This window comes from Bacillus sp. FSL K6-0138, from assembly GCF_037982765.1.
Taxonomy (GTDB): Bacteria; Bacillota; Bacilli; order Bacillales; family Bacillaceae; genus Bacillus; species Bacillus glycinifermentans.
The window spans coordinates 3,587,501-3,610,318 of sequence record NZ_CP150286.1; the positions used below are offsets into that span (position 1 = coordinate 3,587,501).

At 46.5% G+C, this 22,818-nt stretch carries 23 protein-coding genes (1 of these 23 running past the window's edge); 5 read left to right on the plus strand and 18 right to left on the minus strand.

Features of this window, described 5'->3' with window-relative positions:
• Positions 1-657, minus strand: the 5' portion of a protein-coding gene (locus MHB78_RS19025; protein ID WP_046132221.1) for a nucleotidyltransferase-like protein. It extends 228 nt beyond the left edge of the window; 657 of the gene's 885 nt are visible here — the first part of the coding sequence; it begins with the start codon at positions 655-657; its stop codon lies off the left edge, out of view.
• Between the two features lie 210 nt (positions 658-867).
• Here MHB78_RS19025 and MHB78_RS19030 point away from each other — a divergent pair, with 210 nt between their 5' ends.
• Complete coding sequence (locus MHB78_RS19030) at positions 868-1,224, plus strand: YgzB family protein (protein WP_046132222.1); 357 nt, start codon at positions 868-870, stop codon at positions 1,222-1,224.
• Between the two features lie 30 nt (positions 1,225-1,254).
• On the opposite strand, the gene perR is transcribed toward MHB78_RS19030, so the two are convergent.
• Both perR and bcp read right to left on the minus strand, forming a co-directional pair.
• Positions 1,255-1,692 carry a peroxide-responsive transcriptional repressor PerR gene (gene perR / locus MHB78_RS19035; RefSeq protein ID WP_046132231.1) on the minus strand — a complete coding sequence of 146 codons (438 nt, stop codon included), beginning with the start codon at positions 1,690-1,692 and terminating at the stop codon, positions 1,255-1,257.
• 213 nt (positions 1,693-1,905) lie between these two features.
• Positions 1,906-2,379 (minus strand): thioredoxin-dependent thiol peroxidase, encoded by a 474-nt coding sequence (bcp, locus tag MHB78_RS19040; RefSeq protein WP_046132223.1) that lies wholly within the window; start codon positions 2,377-2,379, stop codon positions 1,906-1,908.
• Positions 2,380-2,535: 156 nt separating this feature from the next.
• On the opposite strand from bcp, the gene MHB78_RS19045 reads away from it, so the two are divergent.
• Both MHB78_RS19045 and MHB78_RS19050 read left to right on the plus strand, forming a co-directional pair.
• Entirely contained in the window at positions 2,536-3,834 is a 1,299-nt protein-coding gene (locus MHB78_RS19045; protein WP_046132224.1) for a glutamate-1-semialdehyde 2,1-aminomutase, read from the plus strand.
• Between the two features lie 185 nt (positions 3,835-4,019).
• Complete coding sequence (locus MHB78_RS19050) at positions 4,020-5,090, plus strand: aromatic acid exporter family protein (RefSeq protein ID WP_046132225.1); 1,071 nt, start codon at positions 4,020-4,022, stop codon at positions 5,088-5,090.
• A gap of 39 nt (positions 5,091-5,129) precedes the next feature.
• Here MHB78_RS19050 and MHB78_RS19055 read toward each other — a convergent pair whose 3' ends face one another.
• From MHB78_RS19055 to fabL, 11 genes are all read right to left on the minus strand, one after another.
• The gene (locus MHB78_RS19055) at positions 5,130-6,020 is read right to left on the minus strand and encodes an ABC transporter permease (RefSeq protein WP_046132226.1); all 891 of its coding nucleotides are present in this window, start codon (positions 6,018-6,020) and stop codon (positions 5,130-5,132) included.
• Between the two features lie 13 nt (positions 6,021-6,033).
• Complete coding sequence (locus tag MHB78_RS19060; RefSeq protein WP_046132227.1) at positions 6,034-7,035, minus strand: ABC transporter permease; 1,002 nt, start codon at positions 7,033-7,035, stop codon at positions 6,034-6,036.
• A 21-nt stretch (positions 7,036-7,056) separates the two neighbouring features.
• Complete coding sequence (locus MHB78_RS19065; protein WP_046132228.1) at positions 7,057-8,655, minus strand: ABC transporter substrate-binding protein; 1,599 nt, start codon at positions 8,653-8,655, stop codon at positions 7,057-7,059.
• A gap of 16 nt (positions 8,656-8,671) precedes the next feature.
• Positions 8,672-9,610, minus strand: a complete 939-nt coding sequence (locus MHB78_RS19070; RefSeq protein WP_046132229.1) for an oligopeptide/dipeptide ABC transporter ATP-binding protein — start codon at positions 9,608-9,610, stop codon at positions 8,672-8,674.
• The gene (locus MHB78_RS19075; RefSeq protein ID WP_046132230.1) at positions 9,603-10,583 is read right to left on the minus strand and encodes an ABC transporter ATP-binding protein; all 981 of its coding nucleotides are present in this window, start codon (positions 10,581-10,583) and stop codon (positions 9,603-9,605) included. Before MHB78_RS19075 ends, MHB78_RS19070 begins: the two co-directional genes overlap by 8 nt.
• 144 nt (positions 10,584-10,727) lie before the next feature.
• Positions 10,728-12,283 (minus strand): IS3 family transposase gene (locus MHB78_RS19080; protein ID WP_231947364.1). Its coding sequence is split into 2 segments (ribosomal slippage): positions 10,728-11,626 and positions 11,626-12,283, totalling 1,557 coding nucleotides; the frame shifts between segments, so codons are not numbered across the junction.
• Positions 12,284-12,368: 85 nt separating this feature from the next.
• Positions 12,369-14,111, minus strand: a complete 1,743-nt coding sequence (locus tag MHB78_RS19085) for an ABC transporter ATP-binding protein (protein ID WP_046130960.1) — start codon at positions 14,109-14,111, stop codon at positions 12,369-12,371.
• Positions 14,112-14,188: 77 nt separating this feature from the next.
• Positions 14,189-14,719: a DUF402 domain-containing protein gene (locus MHB78_RS19090; protein ID WP_046130961.1), complete on the minus strand. Its 531-nt coding sequence runs from the start codon at positions 14,717-14,719 to the stop codon at positions 14,189-14,191.
• 165 nt (positions 14,720-14,884) lie between these two features.
• Complete coding sequence (locus tag MHB78_RS19095) at positions 14,885-15,130, minus strand: YgaB family protein (RefSeq protein WP_046130962.1); 246 nt, start codon at positions 15,128-15,130, stop codon at positions 14,885-14,887.
• Between the two features lie 162 nt (positions 15,131-15,292).
• Positions 15,293-15,457 carry a gamma-type small acid-soluble spore protein gene (locus MHB78_RS19100; RefSeq protein WP_003179939.1) on the minus strand — a complete coding sequence of 55 codons (165 nt, stop codon included), beginning with the start codon at positions 15,455-15,457 and terminating at the stop codon, positions 15,293-15,295.
• A gap of 68 nt (positions 15,458-15,525) precedes the next feature.
• Complete coding sequence (fabL, locus tag MHB78_RS19105; protein ID WP_046130963.1) at positions 15,526-16,278, minus strand: enoyl-[acyl-carrier-protein] reductase FabL; 753 nt, start codon at positions 16,276-16,278, stop codon at positions 15,526-15,528.
• Positions 16,279-16,360: 82 nt separating this feature from the next.
• Here fabL and MHB78_RS19110 point away from each other — a divergent pair, with 82 nt between their 5' ends.
• Positions 16,361-16,585, plus strand: coding sequence for a hypothetical protein (locus MHB78_RS19110; RefSeq protein WP_046130964.1), 225 nt, complete (start codon positions 16,361-16,363; stop codon positions 16,583-16,585).
• A gap of 25 nt (positions 16,586-16,610) precedes the next feature.
• Here MHB78_RS19110 and mutY read toward each other — a convergent pair whose 3' ends face one another.
• Positions 16,611-17,696, minus strand: a complete 1,086-nt coding sequence (gene mutY, locus MHB78_RS19115) for an A/G-specific adenine glycosylase (protein WP_046130965.1) — start codon at positions 17,694-17,696, stop codon at positions 16,611-16,613.
• Between the two features lie 225 nt (positions 17,697-17,921).
• On the opposite strand from mutY, the gene MHB78_RS19120 reads away from it, so the two are divergent.
• On the plus strand, positions 17,922-18,905 hold the full coding sequence (locus tag MHB78_RS19120; RefSeq protein ID WP_046130966.1) for a metal-dependent hydrolase: 984 nt from the start codon (positions 17,922-17,924) through the stop codon (positions 18,903-18,905).
• Here MHB78_RS19120 and MHB78_RS19125 read toward each other — a convergent pair.
• The 3 genes from MHB78_RS19125 to MHB78_RS19135 are packed head-to-tail and all read right to left on the minus strand — an operon-like array spanning position 18,902 to position 22,807.
• Positions 18,902-21,481 carry a YfhO family protein gene (locus tag MHB78_RS19125; RefSeq protein WP_046130967.1) on the minus strand — a complete coding sequence of 860 codons (2,580 nt, stop codon included), beginning with the start codon at positions 21,479-21,481 and terminating at the stop codon, positions 18,902-18,904. The genes MHB78_RS19120 and MHB78_RS19125 overlap by 4 nt on opposite strands.
• Entirely contained in the window at positions 21,478-21,879 is a 402-nt protein-coding gene (locus MHB78_RS19130; protein WP_082094103.1) for a GtrA family protein, read from the minus strand. Before MHB78_RS19130 ends, MHB78_RS19125 begins: the two co-directional genes overlap by 4 nt.
• The gene (locus MHB78_RS19135; protein ID WP_046130968.1) at positions 21,848-22,807 is read right to left on the minus strand and encodes a glycosyltransferase family 2 protein; all 960 of its coding nucleotides are present in this window, start codon (positions 22,805-22,807) and stop codon (positions 21,848-21,850) included. Before MHB78_RS19135 ends, MHB78_RS19130 begins: the two co-directional genes overlap by 32 nt.
• Positions 22,808-22,818 lie beyond the last annotated feature (11 nt).

Consider the following 22,818-nt stretch of genomic DNA (forward strand, 5'->3'; position numbering starts at 1 on the left):
GGCTTTTGAATGAATGAGAAAATCGCTTGCGAGGAACAATAACTCAAGCCTTTTTTGCAGGCTTTCGTTGCTTTCTACCAGTTCTTTATACAGCTTGTACACCTGCGGCTCCATATGCCGGACCTGATTCCAAACCGTTACTTCGGGATGAAAGCCTTTATCTATGACTTCGATTCTGGCTAAATGGTGCAAAGCATGCACGATTGAATTGTATGCATCCAAAAACTGATCCTCTTCAAAAAACGCTTTTCCTTCTATATACCTTCTGATTAACTTTCCGTATTCAAGTCCGATTTTCAGTTTCCGTTCTGAAAAAGGAAACGTATTAAGCTGCTCAATCAGCTTTGCGATATATTCATTTCGGTCAAAGAGAACTTTCCCGTTCAGAATCCAATCTATTATTCTTCTGTTTGTGCCGAGCAAAATCCATTCCTGGAGCTGTTCAACGGAAATGATATGAAGAGAAGCCGTTTTTCCGTCGAATTCGTAATGCTTCACAAATATCGGTTCCTCGGCTTTGCTTACAATCACTAATAATGCCGCATCAAAGTTATCTGTTGCAGATGAGGTTTGGTTTCTCCTCTCAATAATCATAACAGCTAAAGTATCAGGGCGGCTTGCTCTTTCCTGGTAAATCGGACGGAGAAGATTTTCCATCACCATTCCTCCAATACGATGTAAAATACATTGCTCAAAATGCTTCTCTTTCGTTTTCTACCTACTTCTACGAGCCAGTAAAAACTCCTTTATTTTGAAAACACATTGAATTATTATAATCAATTCCCCGGAAACTCTCTATAAAAAAGTTCCAATTTATTAAAGAATATCACATCTTCAATATGCTATATTAGAGAGAGGGGGATGGATATGGCGAAATATTCTAGCAAAATCAACAAAATCAGAACGTTTGCGTTAAGCTTGGTATTTGTCGGTTTCATCATTATGTACGTCGGAATCTTTTTCAGGTCGTCGGTCTTAGTGATGTCGGTGTTTATGCTCTTGGGGGTATTGTCTATCATGTTAAGCACTGCGGTTTATTTTTGGATAGGAATGCTTTCGACAAAAGCGGTCAAAGTCATCTGTCCGAACTGCGAACAGCCGACCAAGATCCTCGGCCGGGTCGATATGTGCATGCACTGCAGGGAACCTCTTACTCTTGATAAAAACCTTGAAGGTAAGGAATTTAATGAATCGTATAATCGAAAAGCTCTAAAACAAAAATAAGCTGACCGTTAAAAAAGCGGCCAGCTCTTTTTAATGGCTTTCTTTTTTATCGCATTCCTGACACAAACCGTATATTTCCAGTCTATGGTGACTGACTTTAAATCCTGTCACGTGTGAAGCGAGCTGCTCTACTTCGTCGAGCCCAGGGTAATGAAAGTCCACGATCTTTCCGCAGCGCTCACAAATCGCATGATAATGCTCGGAAGTCACAAAGTCAAACCGGCTTGAAGAATCTCCGTATGTCAATTCTTTAACGAGCCCTGCTTCCTTAAAAACCCGTAAATTGTTATAAACCGTTGCGACGCTCATGTTTGGAAATTTTCCTTCAAGCGCTTTATATATATCATCGGCAGTTGGATGAGACATAGAATTTACGAGGAATTCCAGAATGGCATGACGTTGAGGAGTAATTCGCACCCCGGTTTCCTTCAACGCTTCCAACGCTTCTTTCAGGTTATGTTCAGCCATCGTCATGCACCTCACTTCTAAAAAAAATTCTTATATTATAACGTTTATAAATAGTGTAACTCCTGATTAGAATCTTTGTCAATTCCAATCCCTCTCGAAATCCCCTTTTTCAGGTTAAATCCGCTCTATATTTACATGATGGTCTAACAGCCGGCCAATTATGTACCCGGCAAACAGGGCCTGACCTGATAATGGTCCGGCCCCTTGCCGTTCTTATTTTTCAGAAACCTCTTTTACAGCTTGAAGAGCCTCTGCAACGTGATCTTTCACCTTTACTTTTCGCCATTCTTTTACAAGGCGGCCTTCTTTATCGATGAGAAAGGTTGAGCGTTCGATTCCCATGTATTCTTTGCCGAAGTTCTTTTTTAGCTTCCATACGTCAAACGCTTCGGCTAGCTTATGTTCATCATCGACAAGCAGCAGAAACGGAAGATCGTGTTTTTCTTTAAATTTTTCATGTCTTCCCTGATCATCCGGGCTGACGCCGATAATGACGGCATCAAGCTCCGCAAAGCTTTGGTGGCTGTCCCTGAAATCGCATGCTTCGGTCGTACATCCTGGCGTCATATCCTTCGGATAAAAATAGAGCACGATATATTTCCCTTGAAAATCTGACAATTTCACTTTTTCGCCATGGTCGCCCAGCAGTTCGATATCAGGCACCTTTTGTCCAATTTCTACAGTCATTGCTTTGCCTCCTGTTTATTTTAATCGTTTGCTTCTTCTCATTATAAAAAACAGTTCCCTCGTGTTCAAATCGCCGCCGCTTCATTTTTGCTCTCGGTTCACAACGTGTTACAATATAGCTATAGACAGAGGCTTTATAGAAATGAGGAGGATATTATGCAGCATACACAATCGGAAAAGCTTCATGAAGAAGCTCTTCAACATATAGTAGGCGGCGTCAACAGTCCGTCACGGTCGTACAAAGCTGTGGGCGGAGGGTCTCCGGTCGCGATGGAAAAAGCGAAGGGCGCTTATTTTTGGGATGTTGACGGGAATAAGTACATAGACTATCTCGCGGCATACGGGCCGATTATTACCGGACATGCCCATCCGCACGTTACAAAGGCCATTCAAAGCGCTGCGGAAAACGGCGTGCTTTACGGTACGCCGACAAAGCACGAAGTCACATTTGCCAAGATGCTGAAGGAAGCCATCCCTTCTTTGGATAAAGTGAGATTCGTTAATTCAGGAACGGAAGCGGTCATGACGACGATTCGCGTCGCCCGCGCGTATACCGGAAGGACGAAGATCATCAAATTCGCCGGCTGCTACCACGGCCACTCCGATCTCGTGCTGGTCGCCGCCGGGTCAGGTCCTTCAACGCTCGGCACGCCTGATTCCGCCGGGGTTCCGAAAAGCATCGCAAACGAAGTGATCACCGTTCCTTTCAATGATATTGACAGCTATAAAGAAGCTCTTGATAAATGGGGCGACGATGTCGCCGCGGTACTCGTTGAACCGATCGTCGGAAACTTCGGGATCGTTGAACCGAAAAGCGGCTTTCTCGAACAGGTGAATCAGCTGACTCACGACGCCGGTGCACTGGTCATTTATGACGAAGTCATTACCGCCTTCCGTTTCATGTATGGCGGAGCACAGGACCTGCTTGGCGTTAAGCCTGATCTGACCGCGCTCGGCAAAATCATCGGCGGCGGGCTGCCGATCGGCGCTTACGGAGGCAAGAAGGAAATTATGGAGCAGGTTGCCCCGCTCGGTCCCGCATATCAAGCCGGTACAATGGCTGGTAACCCGGCGTCGATTTTATCGGGCATCGCCTGTCTTGAAGTCCTGAAAGAAAAAGGAACGTACGAGAAGCTGGACCGTCTCGGCGCCATGCTTGAAAAGGGAATCTTAAAACATGCCGAAACGCACGGCATCGACATCACGGTCAATCGTTTGAAAGGGGCGCTCACCGTCTATTTTACAACGGAGAAAGTCGAGAATTACGAACAGGCCGAAAATACCGACGGTGAAAAGTTTGCCGCATTTTTCAAGCTGATGCTGGAACGGGGAATCAACCTCGCCCCTTCAAAATACGAAGCGTGGTTTATCACGATCGCGCATACGGAAAAAGATATCGCGGATACGCTTGAGGCCGTCGATGAATCGTTCAAACAATTGAAACAGCAGGTGTGATAAAGGGAGCATGTTTGCTCTCTTTTTTATACATTTGAACATTATCGGATCAGTTTTTTGACAACGCTTTGTTTTTTCTTAAAAATGGGTTGAATATTTCCGGAGATCGCTGTATATTACTTTATTGTTTGGCAAATTAGCAGAAATAACGAATTTATTATAGAAAGGGATGCAAGTAAAGCCTAATGAAACTAGGTGCCCGTATTTTCAAAACAGGCATTGCCATTACGCTCGCTCTATACCTCGCGGCTTGGATCGGCCTGCCGGCCCCGATTTTTGCCGGTATTGCGGCCATTTTTGCGATCCAGCCTTCGATCTATCGTTCATTTTTGACGATTGTCGATCAAGTGCAGGCGAATATTATCGGAGCAGCGACAGCTATCATTTTTGGTCTTATTTTTGAACCCAGTCCGATTATTATCGGGTTGACGGCGGTTATTGTCATTACGATTAACTTAAAACTGAAGATCGAGAACACGATTTCGATTGCTCTTGTTACCGTTATTGCCATACTGGAAAGCTCAGGCGACAACTTTTTGATGTTCGCATTGATCAGGACTGCAACGGTCATCCTGGGCGTTCTGTCTGCGTTCCTTGTCAACCTGATCTTTTTGCCGCCTAAATACGAAACAAAGCTCGTCAGCCATATCGTCGAAAACACGGACGAAGTGATAAAATGGATCCGGCTGTTGACGCGGAAAACGACAGAGCACACCATGCTGAAAGAAGACATCGAAAAACTGAAAGAAAAAATGATGAAAGTCGACCATCTTTACTTGCTTTACAAAGAAGAACGGAGCTATTTAAAACGTACCACATACGTGAAGTCAAGAAAGCTCGTCCTTTTCAGACAGGCGATTATCGCGTCAAACCGCGCGCTTGATACACTGAAAAAGCTGCACCGGCTTGAAAACGATTTTTATCACATGCCGGAGGAATTCCAGAATACGCTGATCGAAGAACTCGATTATCTTCTGCATTGGCACGAGCGGATTTTGATGCGGTTTGTCGGCAGGATCAAAACGCATGAAAACGAAGACCTTCTCGAAGAAGGAGACGTATACAAACAGCATTTGACCGAATCGTTCCTGAAAAACCAGGATAAATTAAAGGAGGAACTGCTGGATTACAATATGCTGACCATCATGGCGAGCGCCGTGGAATACCGTGAACAGCTCTGCCATTTGGAAACGCTGATCTCAAGCTTCCAAACGTATCACCGCGAAGACAGCGAGCTGGAAGTCGATGATGATTAAATGAAAGGCCCCGGTTAACGAAAGCGTTAACCGGGTTTTTTATTTCCCTTCTTTCGTTTTCGGATCAAGCGTGTCGCGGAGCCCGTCGCCCATTAAATTAAAGCCGAGCACCGCCAGCATGATTGAAATTCCCGGAAAAAACAAGGTCCACGGAGCCTGTGCCAAATAAGGGCGGGCGTCGGCAAGCATTTTCCCCCATTCGGGATTTGGAGCCTGAGCCCCCAATCCTAAAAAGCCGAGAGCCGCGGCTTCAATAATCGCAGTTCCGATATTGAGCGTTGCTTGCACGATAACAGGCGCCATGCTGTTTGGGAGAATATGCTTGAACATCAAGCGGATGTTGGACATACCGACGGCTCTCGCAGACAGAATATACTCCTCCTGCCTGATGCTGAGCACTTTCGAACGGACGAGCCTTCCAAACGTCGGAATATTGATGATGGCAATCGCAATCAGCGCGTTCTCAAGCGAGGGCCCGAGAATGGCGACGATCGCAATCGCAAGAAGGATGCTGGGAAACGCGAGCATGATGTCAAATATCCTTGAGATCAGCCCGTCCGCCCATTTGCCGTAAAAACCCGCAATCAGGCCCAAGAGCGTTCCGGCAACGGCTGACCCTAAGCAGGAGAAAAATCCGACCCAGAGGGAGAGCCTTGCTCCGTGCAGCACCCTTGAGAAAATGTCCCTGCCGAAATCGTCCGTTCCAAAAAGGTGTTCGGCAGACGGCGGAGCAAGCCTTTCTGATAGCGACTGATCGTTTAACCCGTATGGAGCGATCAGCGGCGCGAAAATGGCCAACAGGATAAACGCTGCGACCAGAATGCTGCCGGCCGCAGCAAGCTTATGATCGAAAAACCGCTGAACGTTTTCCGCAAGAAGAGAGCGGCTTTTCGCTTCTCCCTCCCGGCGTTCATCTTGCAGCACATCCATATTTCACCGCCTCCTAATATTTAATTCTCGGATCGATGACGGCATACAACAGATCGACGACGAAATTGATCATGACGAAGATGAAGGCGATCACAAGGATTCCCGATTGGATCACCGGATAGTCCCGATAGCTGATCGCATCATAAATGTACCGGCCGATGCCCGGCCAGGCAAAAATCGTTTCCGTTAAAATTGCGCCGCCTAGCAAAAGTCCCGTCTGCAGGCCGATGACTGTCAGAATCGGAATAAACGCGTTTTTTAAACCGTGCTTATAGATGACGAAAAACATACGAACGCCTTTTGCTTTTGCGGTGCGGATATAATCGGACTGAAGAACCTCGATCATGCTCGCTCTCGTAATTCTCGCGATAATCGCGGCAGGGATGGTGGCCAGGGCGGATGCAGGAAGGATTAAATGGCGGATCGTTTCTCCAAACTGATCGAATCGCCCGTTTAGCAGCGTATCAAGCGTATGAATATAGGTAATCGTATCAACCGGGTTTCTCACATCCTCCCTTCCGGTGGTCGGCAGCCAGCCAAGCTCGATTGAAAAAAACCATTGCCCCATCAGCCCGAGCCAAAAAATCGGCATCGATACGCCGACTAAAGCGATCAGCATCGCCATATAGTCAAACACCGAATTTTTGAACCAGGCGCTGACGATTCCCGCATTCACGCCGAGGAGTACGGCGATCAGCATCGCAAAAAAAGCGAGCTCAAGGGTGGCGAACAAATAAGGCTGCATTTCTTTAGTAATCGCCGCCCCTGTGCGGATGGAGGTTCCTAAATCCCCTCTCAGCAAATCTCCGACATATCTTCCGTATTGAATATACCAGGGCTCATCAAGGCCAAGCTGCATAGTCAGCTGCTCAACTGCTTCTTTTGTCGCCCTTTGTCCGAGAATCACCTGGGCGGGGTTACCCGGTATAAAGCGGATGATGGAAAAGACGACCAGCGTCATGCCGATAAGGACGGGGATCAGCATGCCGGTCCGCTTCAAACAGTAAGAAAGCAACGGCTGTCACCACCTTGTGCACTATTTAAATTGTACGTCTGATAATACTTCACTCCCCGTCGGGTGAGGGACGTATCCTTCAATATCTTTCGCCCCGGCCAAAATCGGCGTCGAGTGAACGAGCGGAATCCACGGCGATTCTTCGTGAATCAGCTCCTGCGCTTTTTCATAAAGCTTGTTTCGTTTAGTCTGGTCGGGATCTGACTGGGCTTCGATCAAGATGTCGTGAAGCTTGTCATTGCTGAAGTAGGTATAGTTGTTGCCCCCGATATTGTCCTTGTCAAGCAGCGTATAGAGGAAATTATCGGGATCTCCGTTGTCGCCAGTCCATCCCATTAAAAACGAATCGGCTTCGCCTTTGCTCGCTTTGTCTAAATACGTGGCCCAGTCATAAGTGACGATTTTCGCTTTGACCCCGATTTTTGCAAAGTCGGCTTGAATCACCTCGGCGATTTTCATCCCGTCAGGCATATATGGACGGGGAACAGGCATCGCCCACAGCTCCATGCTGAATCCGTCCGGGTAGCCCGCTTCTTTCAAGATCTCTTTTGCTTTTTTGAGATCGTACGGATACGGCTCGACCTTGTCATTATAGCCTTCAAGCGAAGGAGGCAAAGGATTTTTCGCAGGGTCTGCGCGCCCGCCGTAGAAGGAATCGATGATCGCCTGCTTATCGACGGCATGGTTTAGCGCCTGGCGGACAAGCTTATTGTCAAGCGGCTTTCTCGTTGTCGTCAGCCCGAGGTAGCCGATATTCATCGACGGCCTTTCAATTATTTTCAGATTGGGGTCGCTTTTGATGCTTTCGATGTCCGACGGATTCACGCCGTCCATCAAATCGATCTCACCGGTTTTTAGCGCGTTCAGACGGGCCGAGTTTTCCGGAATCGCTCTAAAAATGATCTTTTTCAGCTTCGGCTTCCCCTCATCCCAATAGTCTTCATACTTTTCAAGGACAATGCGGTCATTCGGCTTCCATTCTACGAATTGATACGGACCCGTTCCGACCGGGTGCTCCCTGAATTTGTCCCCGTATTTTTCAATTGCCTCAGGGCTTGCGATTCCAAATGAGGTCATGGCGAGATTTTTTAGAAACGGCGCCTGCGGCCGTTTTAAAATAAATTGGATTTTATGATCATCGAGAATTTTTATATCTTTAATAACGTGCCCCTTATCTTTTTTGTAGCCTCCGAACATCCCGTAATAAGGAAATTTTTCCTCGTCTCCGTTCATCCACCTGTCAAAGTTGTATTTGACTGCCTCTGCATTAAAATCGGTTCCGTCGTGAAATTTGACGTCTTTTCTCAAGTGCAGCGTGTATGTCAGTCCGTCATCGGAAGCATCCCATTTGACGGCCAAGCCCGGTTTTAGCGTCGTGTCCTGCTCTCCGTAATTCAGCAAGGTTTCAAAGATATTGGTTGTGACTTTAAACGCTTCGCCTTCTGTCGTCGTTATCGGATCAAGCGAAGTGGAATCACCGCCTCTCCCGAAAATCAGCGTATCTTTTCCGGTTTTTGCACCGCCTCCTTCTTTTTGGCTCTCTGAATCGGAACACCCCATTAAAAATAAGGAGACAGCCAGCAGCATTCCCAGGCCTTTCAGCCAATGTTTTCTTTTCATCCTATCGCCTCCTCAGCTAAAGTAAATGGCACGCGGCATAATGGCCTTCCGTTTTTTCTTCCAGCATAGGCACCGCATCCTTGCACCTGGCTTCCCGCCTTCGGCACCGGCCGTAAAAAGGGCACCCTTTTTCATTGATTGCCGGAGCCGGGCCCTCTGGCACCGCTTCATCAGCTTCCCCCTTTCCGATAACAGGCACAGCAGCCAAAAGGGATTCCGTATACGGATGCTTCGGCGCTCTAAATAATGCATCTGCTTCAGCCATCTCGACGATTTTTCCGAAATACATGACCGCCACCCGGTCGCTGATATAGCGGACGACCCCCAGATCATGCGAAATAAAGAGAAAGGTTAATGAAAAAGCTTCCTGGAGGTCTGACAGGAGATTCAAAATCTGCGCCTGTACAGACACATCGAGCGCTGAAACGGGTTCATCGGCGATGATCAGCTTCGGCTTTGTGATCAGCGCTTTTGCAATTCCGATTCTTTGCCTCTGGCCGCCGCTGAATTGGTGAGCATAACGCTCTCCATACGAAGCATCCAGGCCGACGATCCCGAGCATCGACCGGACGACTTCTTTTCTTTCAGCCTTTGTCCCGAGCTTATGGACGATTAGCGGCTCTTCTAAAATGTCTTTGATTTTCATGCGGGGGTTTAAAGAAGCATAAGGGTCCTGAAAAATCATCTGAAACTGTCTTCTCATCTTCCGAAGGTCTTTTGGCCCGAGTCCGGTGATCTCTTTCCCAAGAAAGGTCACCTTGCCTGACGTCGGTTCTGTTAGCCGCAATATCGATTTACCCAATGTCGATTTGCCGCAGCCCGATTCTCCTACAACCCCCAAGGTTTCCCCTTGTTTCACCGAAAATGAGACATCATCTACCGCTTTGACCGTTTTTTTCCGCGAAACCGGGTAATATGTTTTCAGCCGGCTGACGTTCAACAGTTCGTTATCCATTTGTCCCTCCTTCCTCATAGAGAAAGCACCGTACGGCGTGTTCATCGTTCAGTTTCTTCAGGAGCGGTTCTTCTATCGTGCAGCGGCCGGTTTTGTGCCGGCATCTCGGGGCGAACATGCAGCCTTTTTTGATCGTTCCCGGCTTCGGCACTTGTCCTTCAATCGAAGTCAGTCTCTCCGATTTGCCGGTGAATGCGGGAATGGAAGCAAACAGACCTTTCGTATAAGGATGCTTCGGATCTTTAAAAATGGCAGTGACGCTTCCTTCTTCAACGATCCGGCCGGCATACATGATCATCACCCGCCCGCAAATGTTGTGTACAACGCCGAGATCATGCGTGATCAGAAGAATAGCTGTTTTAAATTCTGCGTTCATTTTCTTTAAAAGGGAAAGAATCTGAGCCTGGATGGTGACGTCAAGAGCCGTTGTCGGTTCATCTGCGATCAATAGCTTCGGATCGCAGATCAAAGCCATCGCGATCATAACGCGCTGCCTCATGCCGCCTGATAATTCGTGGGGGTACTGTTTCATGAGCTGCTCCGGTCTCGGAAGGCCGACGGTTTCCAGCATGCGAACGGCTTTTTCGTCCGCTTGCTTTTTGTGAATGTCAGTGTGGCTGGATAGAGCTTCTGTGAGCTGATCTCCGATCGTGAAAAGAGGGTTGAGCGAGGTCATCGGCTCTTGAAAGATCATTGCGATGTCATTCCCGCGCATATGCCGCCATTCTTTTTCCGACTGCTTAAGAAGATCCTTTTGCTGAAACAGGACTTTACCCGTTGTATGAGCATTTGCATTCAGCCCCATCAAAGCCATGGAGGTGACGCTTTTGCCGCAGCCGGATTCACCGACGACTCCAACGATTTCACCTTTATGGAGGGTGAAAGAAACGCCTTGAACAATCGGGATTTCCTCCTTTTTCTTTTGAAAGGAAACGGATAGATCCGCTACTTCAAGCAATTTCTCTTTTGTCACATATTCACCTCCGGATGCTTGTATTTTTTAAATTGTATTTACACGGGATAGGAAATATGTACGAAATTTGGAGGGGAGAAAAAAACCCGGCTTTCGTTGTGATCTGCACCCTGTCAAGTAGACAGTGGAAATAACTAAAACACACTAGACGGCTTTAGCCCTGTATTCCACTGGGCTGAGGCCGTTTAGTTTTTCTTGTAGACGATCGTGGTTGTAAAAGTGGATATATTCATCAATTGCGCTTTGAAGTGCCTCAAATGTCTCGTACGAATTCCGTCTGTATTTCTCGCATTTTAATTTCCCCCAAAACGACTCAATGGGGCCGTTATCAATACAGCGGCCGACGCGGGACATACTCTGTGTCATATTTGCGTTTTCAATCATCCTTCTAAACTGGTGGGACGTGTATTGAAAACCTCTGTCGCTGTGAAGGAGAGGACGTGCGTTTGGGGCTGCCTCAAGCGCTTGGTTCAAGGTTTTAAACACAAGGGCGTTATTATTGGATTTCCCCAGCACATAAGACACGACCATTCCCTCATGAAGATCTAAAATGGCACTGAGGTACGCTTTCCGATGGCCGTATTTTAGCTCTGTCACATCAGTCACCCATTTTTGATTTGGTTTGTCCGCTTTAAACTCTCGATTCAGGATATTTTCGGACACATGTTGAGGCGTCGCTTTGCCGTAACGTTTTTTCTTCCGCCGAATGACACACTCCAGCTTGGCAATTTTCATCAGCCGATAGATGCGCTTATGATTGAGGCGCTCTTTAAAGCGGCGGTTCATGTTTAAGGTCATTCTGCGGTATCCGTAGATACCGCCAATTTGTTCGTGAAGTAGCGCCATTTTGGCGATAATCTTTTCATTCTGTTTTTCTCTCGCTGAAGGTACTCGGCTCCTCCATTTGTAATACCCCTGGCGCGAAACTTCGGCAATCTCACATAACATTTGGACAGAAAAGCCTTCTTTTCGATTCAGCTCTAAAATGGCGAGATATCGATCTTCGTACCGAACCTGACTTAGAACCGCCTCCTTTTGATCTCTTCCAACTTTTTTAAGAACGCATTCTCTGCGCGCAAACGCTCATTTTCCTGTTCCAGCCGTTTGTTTTCCCGTTGAATTTTTTCTTCAGGTGTCAGTTCTTCTTCGGTTTTGCGTTTCCCTCGGTTGTCTTTTAAGGCCTCTTCTCCGCCTTCTTGATACTTTTTCACCCATTGATACACCTGTTGGTAGGAGACTTGATGAATCTCCATTGATCTGGCGTAGTCCTTTCCATGAGCTAGACAATCCTTCGCAATCTCAATCCGTTCTTCCAATGAAACGTTCTTCCGTTTGGTCATCAAACGATTCCTTCCTCTCCCGCTGTCTTTTAACGTTTTATGACCATTATAAAGCTCAACCCACTTCATGAGTACGGATTTACTGGAAATCTTATATTTTCTCGAGATTTCTCTTTGAGAGTAGCGTCCGGATAAGAAGTCTTTCACGGCATTGTATTTTAATTCTGCGGGATAGAACTTATGGCGCTTTGAACGTTCCAAACTCTCCACACCCGCCATATCATGCGATGTTCTCCATTCACGAATCGTTTCGGCATGAATGCCATATTTTTCTGCGATCTCCTTCACCGAATTATTGCCCTGATCACATTCTGATAGAATATTCAATTTTTCTTCTTTTGAAAACCATTTTCCAGCCATGAAAAAACTCCCCCAAGGCAAACAGATTTTTTTATTTCATCTGTCTACCTTTAGGGGAGCATATCATTGAAGCCGGGCTTTTATATCAATTCAGTTTTTGAATGGTGAATAAATGCTTATAATGGCCTTCGCGGTTCATTAACTCCTCGTGGGTTCCCGTTTCGGCGATTTGTCCGTTTTCAATCACGACGATTTTATCGGCGTGCGTGATCGTTGACAGCCTGTGGGCGACGATAAAAGTCGTCCGGTCTTTCGCGAGCTTTTCCATCGCTTCTTGAATATAATGCTCGCTTTCAAGATCAAGCGCAGAGGTGGCTTCATCCAGGATTAATAGCGGAGGGTTTTTCAAGAAAACCCGTGCGATCGAAATCCGCTGCTTCTGCCCTCCTGAAAGCTTGACTCCCCGTTCACCGACCTTCGTCTCATATCCGTCAGGCAGCTCCATAATGAAATCGTGGGCATTCGCCGCCTTTGCCGCTTCAATGATTTGGTCCATCGATGCCTCCGGATTTCCGATCGAAATGTTTTCCCTGATCGATTCGCTGAACAAAAAGGTGTCCTGCAGCACCATGCCGATCTGGTTTCTTAAACTTCTCGCCTCGTAATCCCGGACGTCTACACCGTCGATTAAGAGACTCCCTGACGTAACATCGTAGAACCTCGGGATCAGGCTGACGAGCGTGGATTTTCCGCCTCCGCTCATGCCGACGAGTGCGACCGTTTCGCCCTGGTTTGCCGTTAAAGACAGGTTTTGCAAAATCATGTCGTTTGTTTCCTCATATTGAAACGAGACGTTTTTAAATTCGACGACGCCTTTTAAACGGCCTGCTTTCACAGCATTCGGTTTATCCTTTAATTCATACGGCTCATCGATGAATTCGAACAGCCTGTCCATCGATGCGACGGACTGGGTCAATGTTGTCGACGAATTAATAAGCCGCCTCAACGGATTATACAGCCTTTCGATATACCCGACAAACGCTACCATCGTTCCGACCGTCAACGAACCGTGAATCACGTGGTATCCTGCAACCGTAATGATGATGAGCGGTGCGAGGTCTGTAATCGTGTTGACTACTGCGAACGTTTTCGCGTTCCATGCCGTATGGCGGATCGCTTTGCCGAGGAAGTTTCCATTTTCGTTGTCAAAATGCCTCTGTTCGTGTTCTTCGATGGCAAAACTTCTGATCACAGGCATACCCTGAACCCTTTCATGAAGGTGGCCCTGCACTTGGGCCAAAGCCTGGGACCGCTCCCTCGTCAAGATCCTCAGCCTGCCGTAAAAATATTTAACCGACAGCCCGTAAAGCGGGAATAAAATGATCGAAATAATCGTCAGCTTCACATCCATCGTCATCATGATGGCGATGGCGATAAAAATCGTCATTACATCAAGCCAAACATTCATAAGCCCGATGATGACGAATTCTTTTGTCTGTTCGACGTCATTGATCACCCTTGAAATAATTTCGCCGGCGCGGGTATTCGCATAATATCTGAGGCTTAGCCTTTGAATATGGGAAAAAAGCCTGTCTCTGATATCATACAGCACCTTGCTTGCCGTCCATTGCGCGAAATACTGCCGGTAGTATTCGACAGGCGGCCGGAGCAGCAAAAAAATGGCGAACACGACCGCCATTACGGTAAATAGTGAAGATGTTTTTTCCTGGACCGTTCCGTTTCCTTGAATAATGTCATCGACTACATATTTCAAAAGGAGCGGAATAACAAGAGGAATCGAAAATTTAATGATGCCGATCAGAACTGTAACGATGATTTTCCACTTATACGGCTTGACAAATTCCATATATCTTCTGATAATACCCACACTCACATCCCCCTCTCTATTTTTGATAGTGTGAGTCCACTGCAAAAAACCTGTTGATACTCAACAGGCTTGTTGGTTTATTTTGTATAATGGAGATACCGTTCATACCAAATATCGATAAACTCCGGAGCAAACGGCCCTTTCCTTTGGTGAATCCAGTGCAGCAGCGTATTCAAATGGTATCTTAAGATGCCGTCTATTTCCTTCGGATAATTCATCGCTTTTTTATGGTCTGCATATTCGTCTTCATCAAGGATATGGTAGGTCATATCGGGAAAGACTTTCACGTCCAGATCATAATCGATGTACTTGATGGCTTCATCGTCCAAAGCAAACGGCGAGCTGATGTTGCAATAGTAATAAATGCCGTCTTCGCGAAGCATGCCGATGACGTTAAACCACTGCTTGGCATGGAAATAACAAATGGCGGGCTCTCGTGTCACCCATGTCCGGCCGTCTGATTCGGTGACCACCGTCCGGTCATTGGCGCCGATGATGCACAATTCCGTTGCTTTTAATATCGTCGTTTCGCTCCATATTCGATGAATTTGCCCATTGTGCTTGTAGCTATGAATTTGAATGGTTTCTCCTTCCTTGGGAAAGCCCATGTTTCTCCCCTACTTTCTTTGCAAAAGCCTTACAAGTCAGTGTTTCACATCGCCTGTCCGACAGTTCTTTTATTTATTATAACGGTTGAAAATAAAAAATGAAAATAAAACAGCCACTCCGGACCAGGAATGGCTCTTTTTTCAGGAAAGCGATAAAGATAAACTTTAGGCTTCGATTTTTTGGTAAGCCTGTATGACCTGTTCCGTCTGTTTTTGAAACAAATCCTGAATAGCGGCGAGATCTCTTCGTTTTTGGGAGATGTCTTCCCGAATTGATAATAGCTGGGCTTTTTTTTCAAGGGCCATCAGTTCTTTTTCGATTTCCTGGCATCTTTCAATCTCTGCCTGAAGGTATAACAACTTGTCCATAATCTCCATCTGGCCCTGAACCAAGTTTTCAAATTCCGGCATTGATATCCTCCATTCTTTGCTCTACTCCATTTATTGCCTATGTATCATTTCTCTATACATGTGAAATGTCCTTTGACTGATTCTGCCTAAGATTCGGAATTTTTGTCGCAAAGAAAAAAGCACCTCAACCGAATGGTGAAGCGCTTTTTCCTGTTTCAGTGATTAGCTGTTTTGTTGTTTCTTTTGCTCAGCTTGCTGGTTATTTTGTCTTACTTGCTGCGCGTCAGTTTCGCTGGCAAATTCAGTGCCGAACTGACCACCTTGTGCAGAAGCTTGGTTTTGTTGTCTTACTTTTTGTGCGTTTGTTTTGGATTGTTGGTTAGCCATTGTATATCACCTCCACGACACTTAGATTGTGCAGTCGGGTGATATCCTATTCATTCATGCACAAAAATTTAAACGAGCAGGGAACGGCCGCCGTCAACGATGATCGTCTGGCCGCGGATCATATCCGCTTTTCCGGATGCCAAAAATTCGATCGCATCGACCATGTCATCGATCTCAACCATGCGGCCGGCAGGTGTGTTTTTCCGGGCATCTTCGAGAAGCTCCTCGCGGTTTGGAAAATGCTTCAGTGCGTCTGTGTCAATTGCCCCGCCGGATACGGCATTGACGATGATATTTTTCGGCGAGAGCTCGACAGCGAGATATCTTGTCAGAGATTCAAGCGCAGCTTTTGATACGCCGACCGTCGTGTAGTTTTCCAAATAGCGGATCGAACCGAGCGAGCTGATGCTGACGATATGGCCGCCGCCTGTTTTTTCCATCAGTTTCGCCGCTTCCTGAGCGCAAAAAAGCAAAGCTTTGGCATTGATGTTCATCGTCCAGTCCCAATGGCTTTCTTCAAGCTCCATAACCGGGCGGAGAACGCCTGATGCGGCATTGTTGACAAATATGTCAAGTCTGCCGAACGCCTCGTCGATTTGCTGAAACATATCTTTAATTTTCGCGGGCTGGCCGACGTTCGCTTTGACAACAAGCGCTTTTACGCCGAGACGCTCGATTTCTTCAGCGGTTTCCAAAGCTGCTTTTTTGCTTCTCGCATAGTTAATGACAATATTGTAGCCGTTTTTCGCGAGCCTCAGAGCAGCCGCTTTTCCGACTCCCCTGCTGCTTCCTGTAATAAGCGCGCATTTTCTTTGTTCCATCTTTTATTCATCTCCTAGTATAGTTATTTCAATTCGTTGCAAAATAATGTCATCCATTTTTTCAAAAGGAGGCTTTCGCCTTATGTACGTCGGACGTGACATGAGCGAGCTCGATCAAACGCCGAAGCACGAATGGAAAGATGCGGAGCTCCTCTATTTCCACCACGCCTTCCAGCAAATGATGCCCTTCTTAAATGAAGAGGGACATGCGGAATATGTGGAGGTTGTAAAAGAGATTAAAACAAGAGGCGGTCTGAGCCGCCGTGAAGCCGATTATACGCACGGCACCGATATTCAGTATGATTAACGGGCAGCATGCACGGTCAAGCTGCCTATTTCATATACATATTCCATATTTTCTGGTGTGATACCGGGAAGGCGTATTCATCAAGCTCTTCTATTGTTACTTTTTTCAAATAGGAATCATCCGGCTGATTGCGCGTTTTCCCGAAGAAAACGGAAATGTTCCAGACTAGGTGTGTAAAGACGTGTTCGACGACTCCTTCAAGAGGACCGATTTCGGCATCGACTCCGGCTTGTTCCTTCAAAAATGCCGAAAGCTGCTCCCGTTCTGTTTTCAGGCCTTTTTGCGTTTCTGTATTCGGAAATTCCCACAGGTTCGCAAGCAGCCCTGAGCCCGGCCTTTTATGGATGTAGACTGAGCCTTCTTCATCTGTCAGAACAACTGCGGCAAGGCTTTTCACCCCGGGTTTTTTCTTTTTGCTTTTGACGGGCAGCTCTTTTTCGCACCCCTCCGCAAAAGCAGAACAATGTTCACGGACGGGACACAAAAGGCAGGAAGGCGATTTCGGCGTGCAGATGATGGCGCCGAGCTCCATCAGCCCTTGATTGAATTCAGAAGGCTTCTCTTTAGAAATAAAGGCTTCAACGATGTTTTCAAACAATGTTTTGGTTTTCGGTTTTGCGATGTCATCCCATATCGAAAGAATGCGTGACATCACCCGCATCACATTGCCGTCGACCGCCGGTACAGGCTGGTTGTAGGCGATGCTGAGCACCGCTCCTCGCGTATAAGGACCTACGCCTTTCAAACCGCCAAATTCCTCTTTTGAGGAAGGAACAACTCCGCCGTATCGTTCATGCACTTCTTTGACTGCGCTTTGCAGATTCCGGACACGGGAATAGTAGCCCAGTCCTTCCCAGGCTTTAAGCACCTTTTCTTCATCAGCTTCAGCCAGAGCCTTTACGTTCGGAAACTTTTCGATGAAATTGTTAAAATACGGGATCACCGTCTCCACTCTGGTCTGCTGCAGCATGACCTCGGAAACCCATATTTTATAAGGATCGCTGTCAGAACGCCACGGAAGATCCCGTTTTTCTTTTTCATACCAAGAAATTAAATCTTCCTGAAATTGTTTAATATTTTTTTGCTCTAATTTATTTTTCAGATCAATCATGAAACTTCTCCTTGCCTGTCCTCGTCACATTTACACACTGCACTTTTGTTCTTTTGGCTTTTTGTTGTAAACTAAATGTATACACGATAAACATGTTACATGAAAAGCGAGGAAAGCAAAAGCGTTAAATATTTCAGCTGCTGCTTTTCCTGTTTGGTATTGGGACGGCGTTGGGAATAAGGCAATGGAATACGATTTTTGAAACACCGTTAGGGGAGGTCACCAATGGATACTGGCACACACGTTGTCATGGGTGTTGCGCTCGGCGGCATCGCGACGCTGGATCCCGCCGTCGGAATGGACCCGGCAATGGCTCAGGCCGTCATGATCGCGACAATCGCCGGATCACAGGCCCCGGATATCGATACAATTTTAAAGTTGAAAAACAACGCTGTTTATATTAGACATCACAGGGGAATTACCCATTCAATTCCCGCCGTCCTCATTTGGTCATTATTGTTTCCGGGGATTCTGTATTTGTTTTACCCTGATGCAAACCTGCTTCATCTTTGGCTGTGGACGCTTGCCGCAGTCGCCCTGCATGTGTTCGTCGACATTTTTAATGCGTACGGTACCCAGGCGCTTCGACCATTTACAAGAAAATGGGTGGCGCTCGGTTTGATCAATACATTCGACCCGTTTATCTTCGTCAGTCATCTTGCGGCAATCGCCGTTTGGCTTGCGGGCGCAGATCAGGGCTATACGTTTTTGACCCTTTATGGCATCCTCGCCGGCTACTATATCCTGAGGTTTGTGATGCAAAGGCGGATCAAACAAGAGCTCCGCAGGAAAATCGATGATATTGAAGAGATCATTATATCACCGACGATGAAATTCAGACAGTGGCGAATCGCCGTCAAGGCCAAATCGGCTTTTTACGTCGGCAGAAGCATCGATGGAAAGATCGTCATTCTTGATACATTCAACAGGGTTCCGTTACCCGATTCGCCCGTCATGAAAGCAGCGAAACAGGATAAGAACATCTCAGCCTTTCTTTCTTTTTCGCCTGTTTACAGATGGGAAATCGATACGTATAAGGACCATTACGAGGTCCGTTTTATCGATTTGAGATACCGCAGCAAAGAACATTATCCGTTCGTTGCCATCGCCCATATCGACCGTGACTCTTTGGATCTAATGCGGTCGTATACGGGCTGGATTTTCAGCGAAGAAAAATTGCAGAAAAAATTAAAGCTTGGCTCCGTTTAAGAGCCAAGCTTTTTTCTTCTCCGGCTGTACCAGATTCCGGCCGCAAGACCGATGACGGTGACGGCAAGCGTTTCTTTGAAATAAGGCGGGTAATATACGAGCTGAATGTCGTTTTTCCCTTTGTCGATGGAAAAGCCGGTGAATGCATAGTTCGCTTTTTGAACGGTTTGTTTTTTTCCGTTCACTGTGACTTCCCAGCCTTTTTCAAACGGAATCGGCAGCACCATGTACCGGTCTCCGTTATTGTTTTGATATTGGATCGACAATTTGTTTTGTTTCCAGTTCATGCGTGCGTCCGGCGCTTTTTTCGCAGAAGCTTGTTTTAAGGTTTGGTAATCCTCCTGATAGAGCTTCAGACCGTCGAGCTTATATTTCCCTTTCGGAAGCCGGATCGAAACCTTTTCCGCTTTCGGCACCCTGATCGTCAAATCGTAAACCCCCGTTTTATAAATCGACTTGTTTGATTTTCTTGAGGTGATGTAATCATTGACCTTCAGGTTGAAAAACTGGTCTTTTGCAAGGCTCTTCAAATAAAAGGTGACATAGTAGTCGCCTTCTTTCGGGACGTTATCCGGCGGAATGAGATCGATTCCGCCGTTTTCCGATGTCACATTGAGCACGCCGTTTTCGTAGCTCGCCCCGTTCTTCTTCAACTTCGTCTGTCCCATCAAATCAGAGCTTGTAGGAGGCTTCGCTTTTTCGCCCGGGTTTTCTAAAACGATTCCTTTCAGCATGGCATGCTCTTTTGCCAAAACCGGCGCGTTATCCATGTCTTTTTCGGAATAAACGGTATTGGCCGTCCGGATAAACGGAAGCGTGTAGTTGTTCTTAAAGACGACATAATGTTTCGACTCGTCCGTTTTCTCAAATCCGTAAGGAGCATCAGAAGCGTTTTCCTTCTCTCTCATATAATACTTGCCGTACAACAGGCTGTACAAATTGGCGCGGCCGCCCATTGTCGCATAGCGGCTGACGCTTTCCCTCCCCATATCGACTTCAAGGTCTGTCCAATAAAACAGCAGCAGATTTTTGTTGAGGATGCTTGAATAAGCGCTGAAGCCGTTGAATTTCTGGATCATCGGCGTATTGTTGCGGACGCCGTTCATCCAGTCGATTCTCGTATATGGATCTCCTCCGTCGTCTTTTTTGATGTTTTCCAGGAGCTCCCGCTGTTCTTCGCCGTCATAATCATTGCTCGTCAAATAACTCTTCGAAACCGATTTAATTTCACTCGATTCCGAAAGGACGTATTTTTCATATGTATTGGCAACGAATACAGCCGATGCCAATACACAGCCGTGCAAAACGAGCAGCGATTTTCGATATCGCAAACCGGCGGCGATAAATGCGCCCATTGTTAAAAACAGCAAAACGAGCGAGCTCCAATTTGTCAGCAGCGACAAATCAAGGTCTTCGCGGAAAATGACTGCTACGTATACCAAAACAGTCAATAGGCACGACCATGCAATTTCTTTGCGCCTGATGCTTTTGATGCTGCTTAAGCCGGCGGCCGCGGCCCCACCGATTGTAAAGGCAAGCAGATATTCAAAACGGTTCTGCGGGGCAGAGAAGCCGTTAAACGCGCTCGCGGCGAGCGGGCTGAAATGAAGAAGGCCCAAGAGCAGGCTGATTCCGGCAAACAGCCTGAACGTTTTGTTTTTATAAAAGGAAAAAACGAACAAAAACAAGACAAAAGCCGCCGGCAGCAGGATGATGCGGCTCGAAAACAAGATGTCATCTGTGAAGTCGTACAACGGGACCGGCTGATCATACGGCGGCCGCAAATTGTTCAAAAAGCCGTAGACGGCAGGCACAAAAGAAACGGCGCTGATCCCGAAGGAAATCAGACACGACGCGAAAAACATCCTGAATTGCTCCCACTTTGACGCCTCGCGGTCATCAAGATGAATAAACCAGCGAAAGACGACATAGATCGCAATGAAAATCAAATTGATGTACGCAAAATAAAAATTGTTAAACAGCGTCAAAGAGCAGGCCAGGATAAACAGGCCCGGACGCTTTTCCCTGATGATTTTTTCCGCTCCTGCGACAAGCAGAGGCAGCCAGAGCATCGAATCGCTGAAAAACTCCCAGAACACCGTATGGCGGAAATAGATGACCGACGTTCCGTACAAAACGGCTCCTGTAAAAGCGGCCGCTCTATTTTTCACCATATATAAAAATGCATACGAAGCGGTCAAAATAATCAGGCCGAGCTTAACCGCGCTGATAAAAACCGCAGCATTCGCCCAAAACAGGGGATCTGCATTCCCCGCCAGATGAAAAAACTGAAGCAGCAGGACCGCGGCAAAAGAGGCAAGAAACACAAAAGATGTCGTGAAATAATAACCAAGCTGACTGTAGATTCCGCCTCCCAGGCCGAAGGAATAGGAATAAAAAAAGTTGCCGTGTTTGTATTGGTCAAAAAGGAATGCTTTAAACACGACCATCTGCGCAAGCCCGTCGCCGTTCCCCGTCATATAGCGGCCGTGTGCCCATTCGAACAGAAAAAACAAATGGGCGGCCAAAGAAATGGCAATGCTTGATATGACAAATAATAATGCTGTTTTTTTCATATCTTTCCCCTGTCTCTTTTCAAAATCTTCCCTGTCAACAGAAATGTCAGAGGAACGGTTAAAAACATGGAAGCAAGCGGAGCTGCCGCACTGTTCATGTGCAAAAGGTTCACAAAAACGTACATAAAGAAAGAAGACGCGGCCAGATTGAACAGCTGTGTCAGCGGAAACTGCAAAAACTTCGCAAAAGTCGGCTTCGTTTTAAACGTAAAATAGCAATTCAGGAAAAATGAAATCACAAGGCTGACAAGAAAAGCCACAACGTGTGATGCCATATAATCGATATGCAGCAAAAAGTGAAGCAGCAAATAAACCGCATAGTAATTCAACGTATTAACGACGCCTACAATGGCAAAGCGAATAAATTCAAGATTCATTTTTTTCATGAGCTTCTCCATGCCCGATGTTTGCCTCCTGTATTAAATAATGAGGACGCTTTTTCGTTTCATAGTAGATTCTCCCGATGTACTCGCCGATGATCCCGAGGCTGAGAAGCTGAACTCCGCCGAGAAACAAAACAGCCGAAATGATCGTAAAATAGCCCGGAACAATAACACCGTATTTCAAAATCCTGATAAACGTTGCAACAATATAAATAAGCGAAAGGAACAAAATGAACATTCCGGTGTAAAAGCAAATGCGAAGCGGCCTGTTGTTAAACGAAACGATGCCGTCGATCCCATAGTTCAGCAAGTGCCGGAACGACCACTTTGATTTTCCGTTTTTTCGTTCGACGTTTTCGTAATAAATAATTTTTTGATCAAAGCCGATCCAGCAAAACAACCCTTTGGAAAAACGGTTTCCTTCGCTCAGCTTGAGCAGCGCGTTGACGGCTTTTCTGCTCAATAGCCGGAAATCGCCGACACCGTCCCTTAAATCGACTTCGACCGCGTTGTTGATGAAACGGTAATAAAGCGAAGACAGATAAGACCTTACAGGATTGTCTCCCTTTCGATTCCGCTGGGCAACCACCTGGTCATAGCCTTCTTCATACCCTTTAATAAAATCAGGCAAAAGGTATGTCGGATGCTGCAAATCCGCATCCATGACGACGACGGCATCGCCGCGGGCATGCTGAAAACCGGCAAGAATGGCTGCTTCCTTGCCGAAGTTTCTTGAAAATGAAATATATTTCACCCGCTCATTTTTTTCCGCCAGATCTTTGATTTCCTCCAAAGTTTGATCTGTGCTGCCATCGTTTATGTAATAAATTTCATACTCATAATCAATGGATTGAAATTCGTTCCTCAATGATTTATAAATCAGTTTAATGTTGCTTGCTTCATTATAGGAAGGAATAATAATCGAAACGATTCCTTTCTTCACTTAAAGGCACC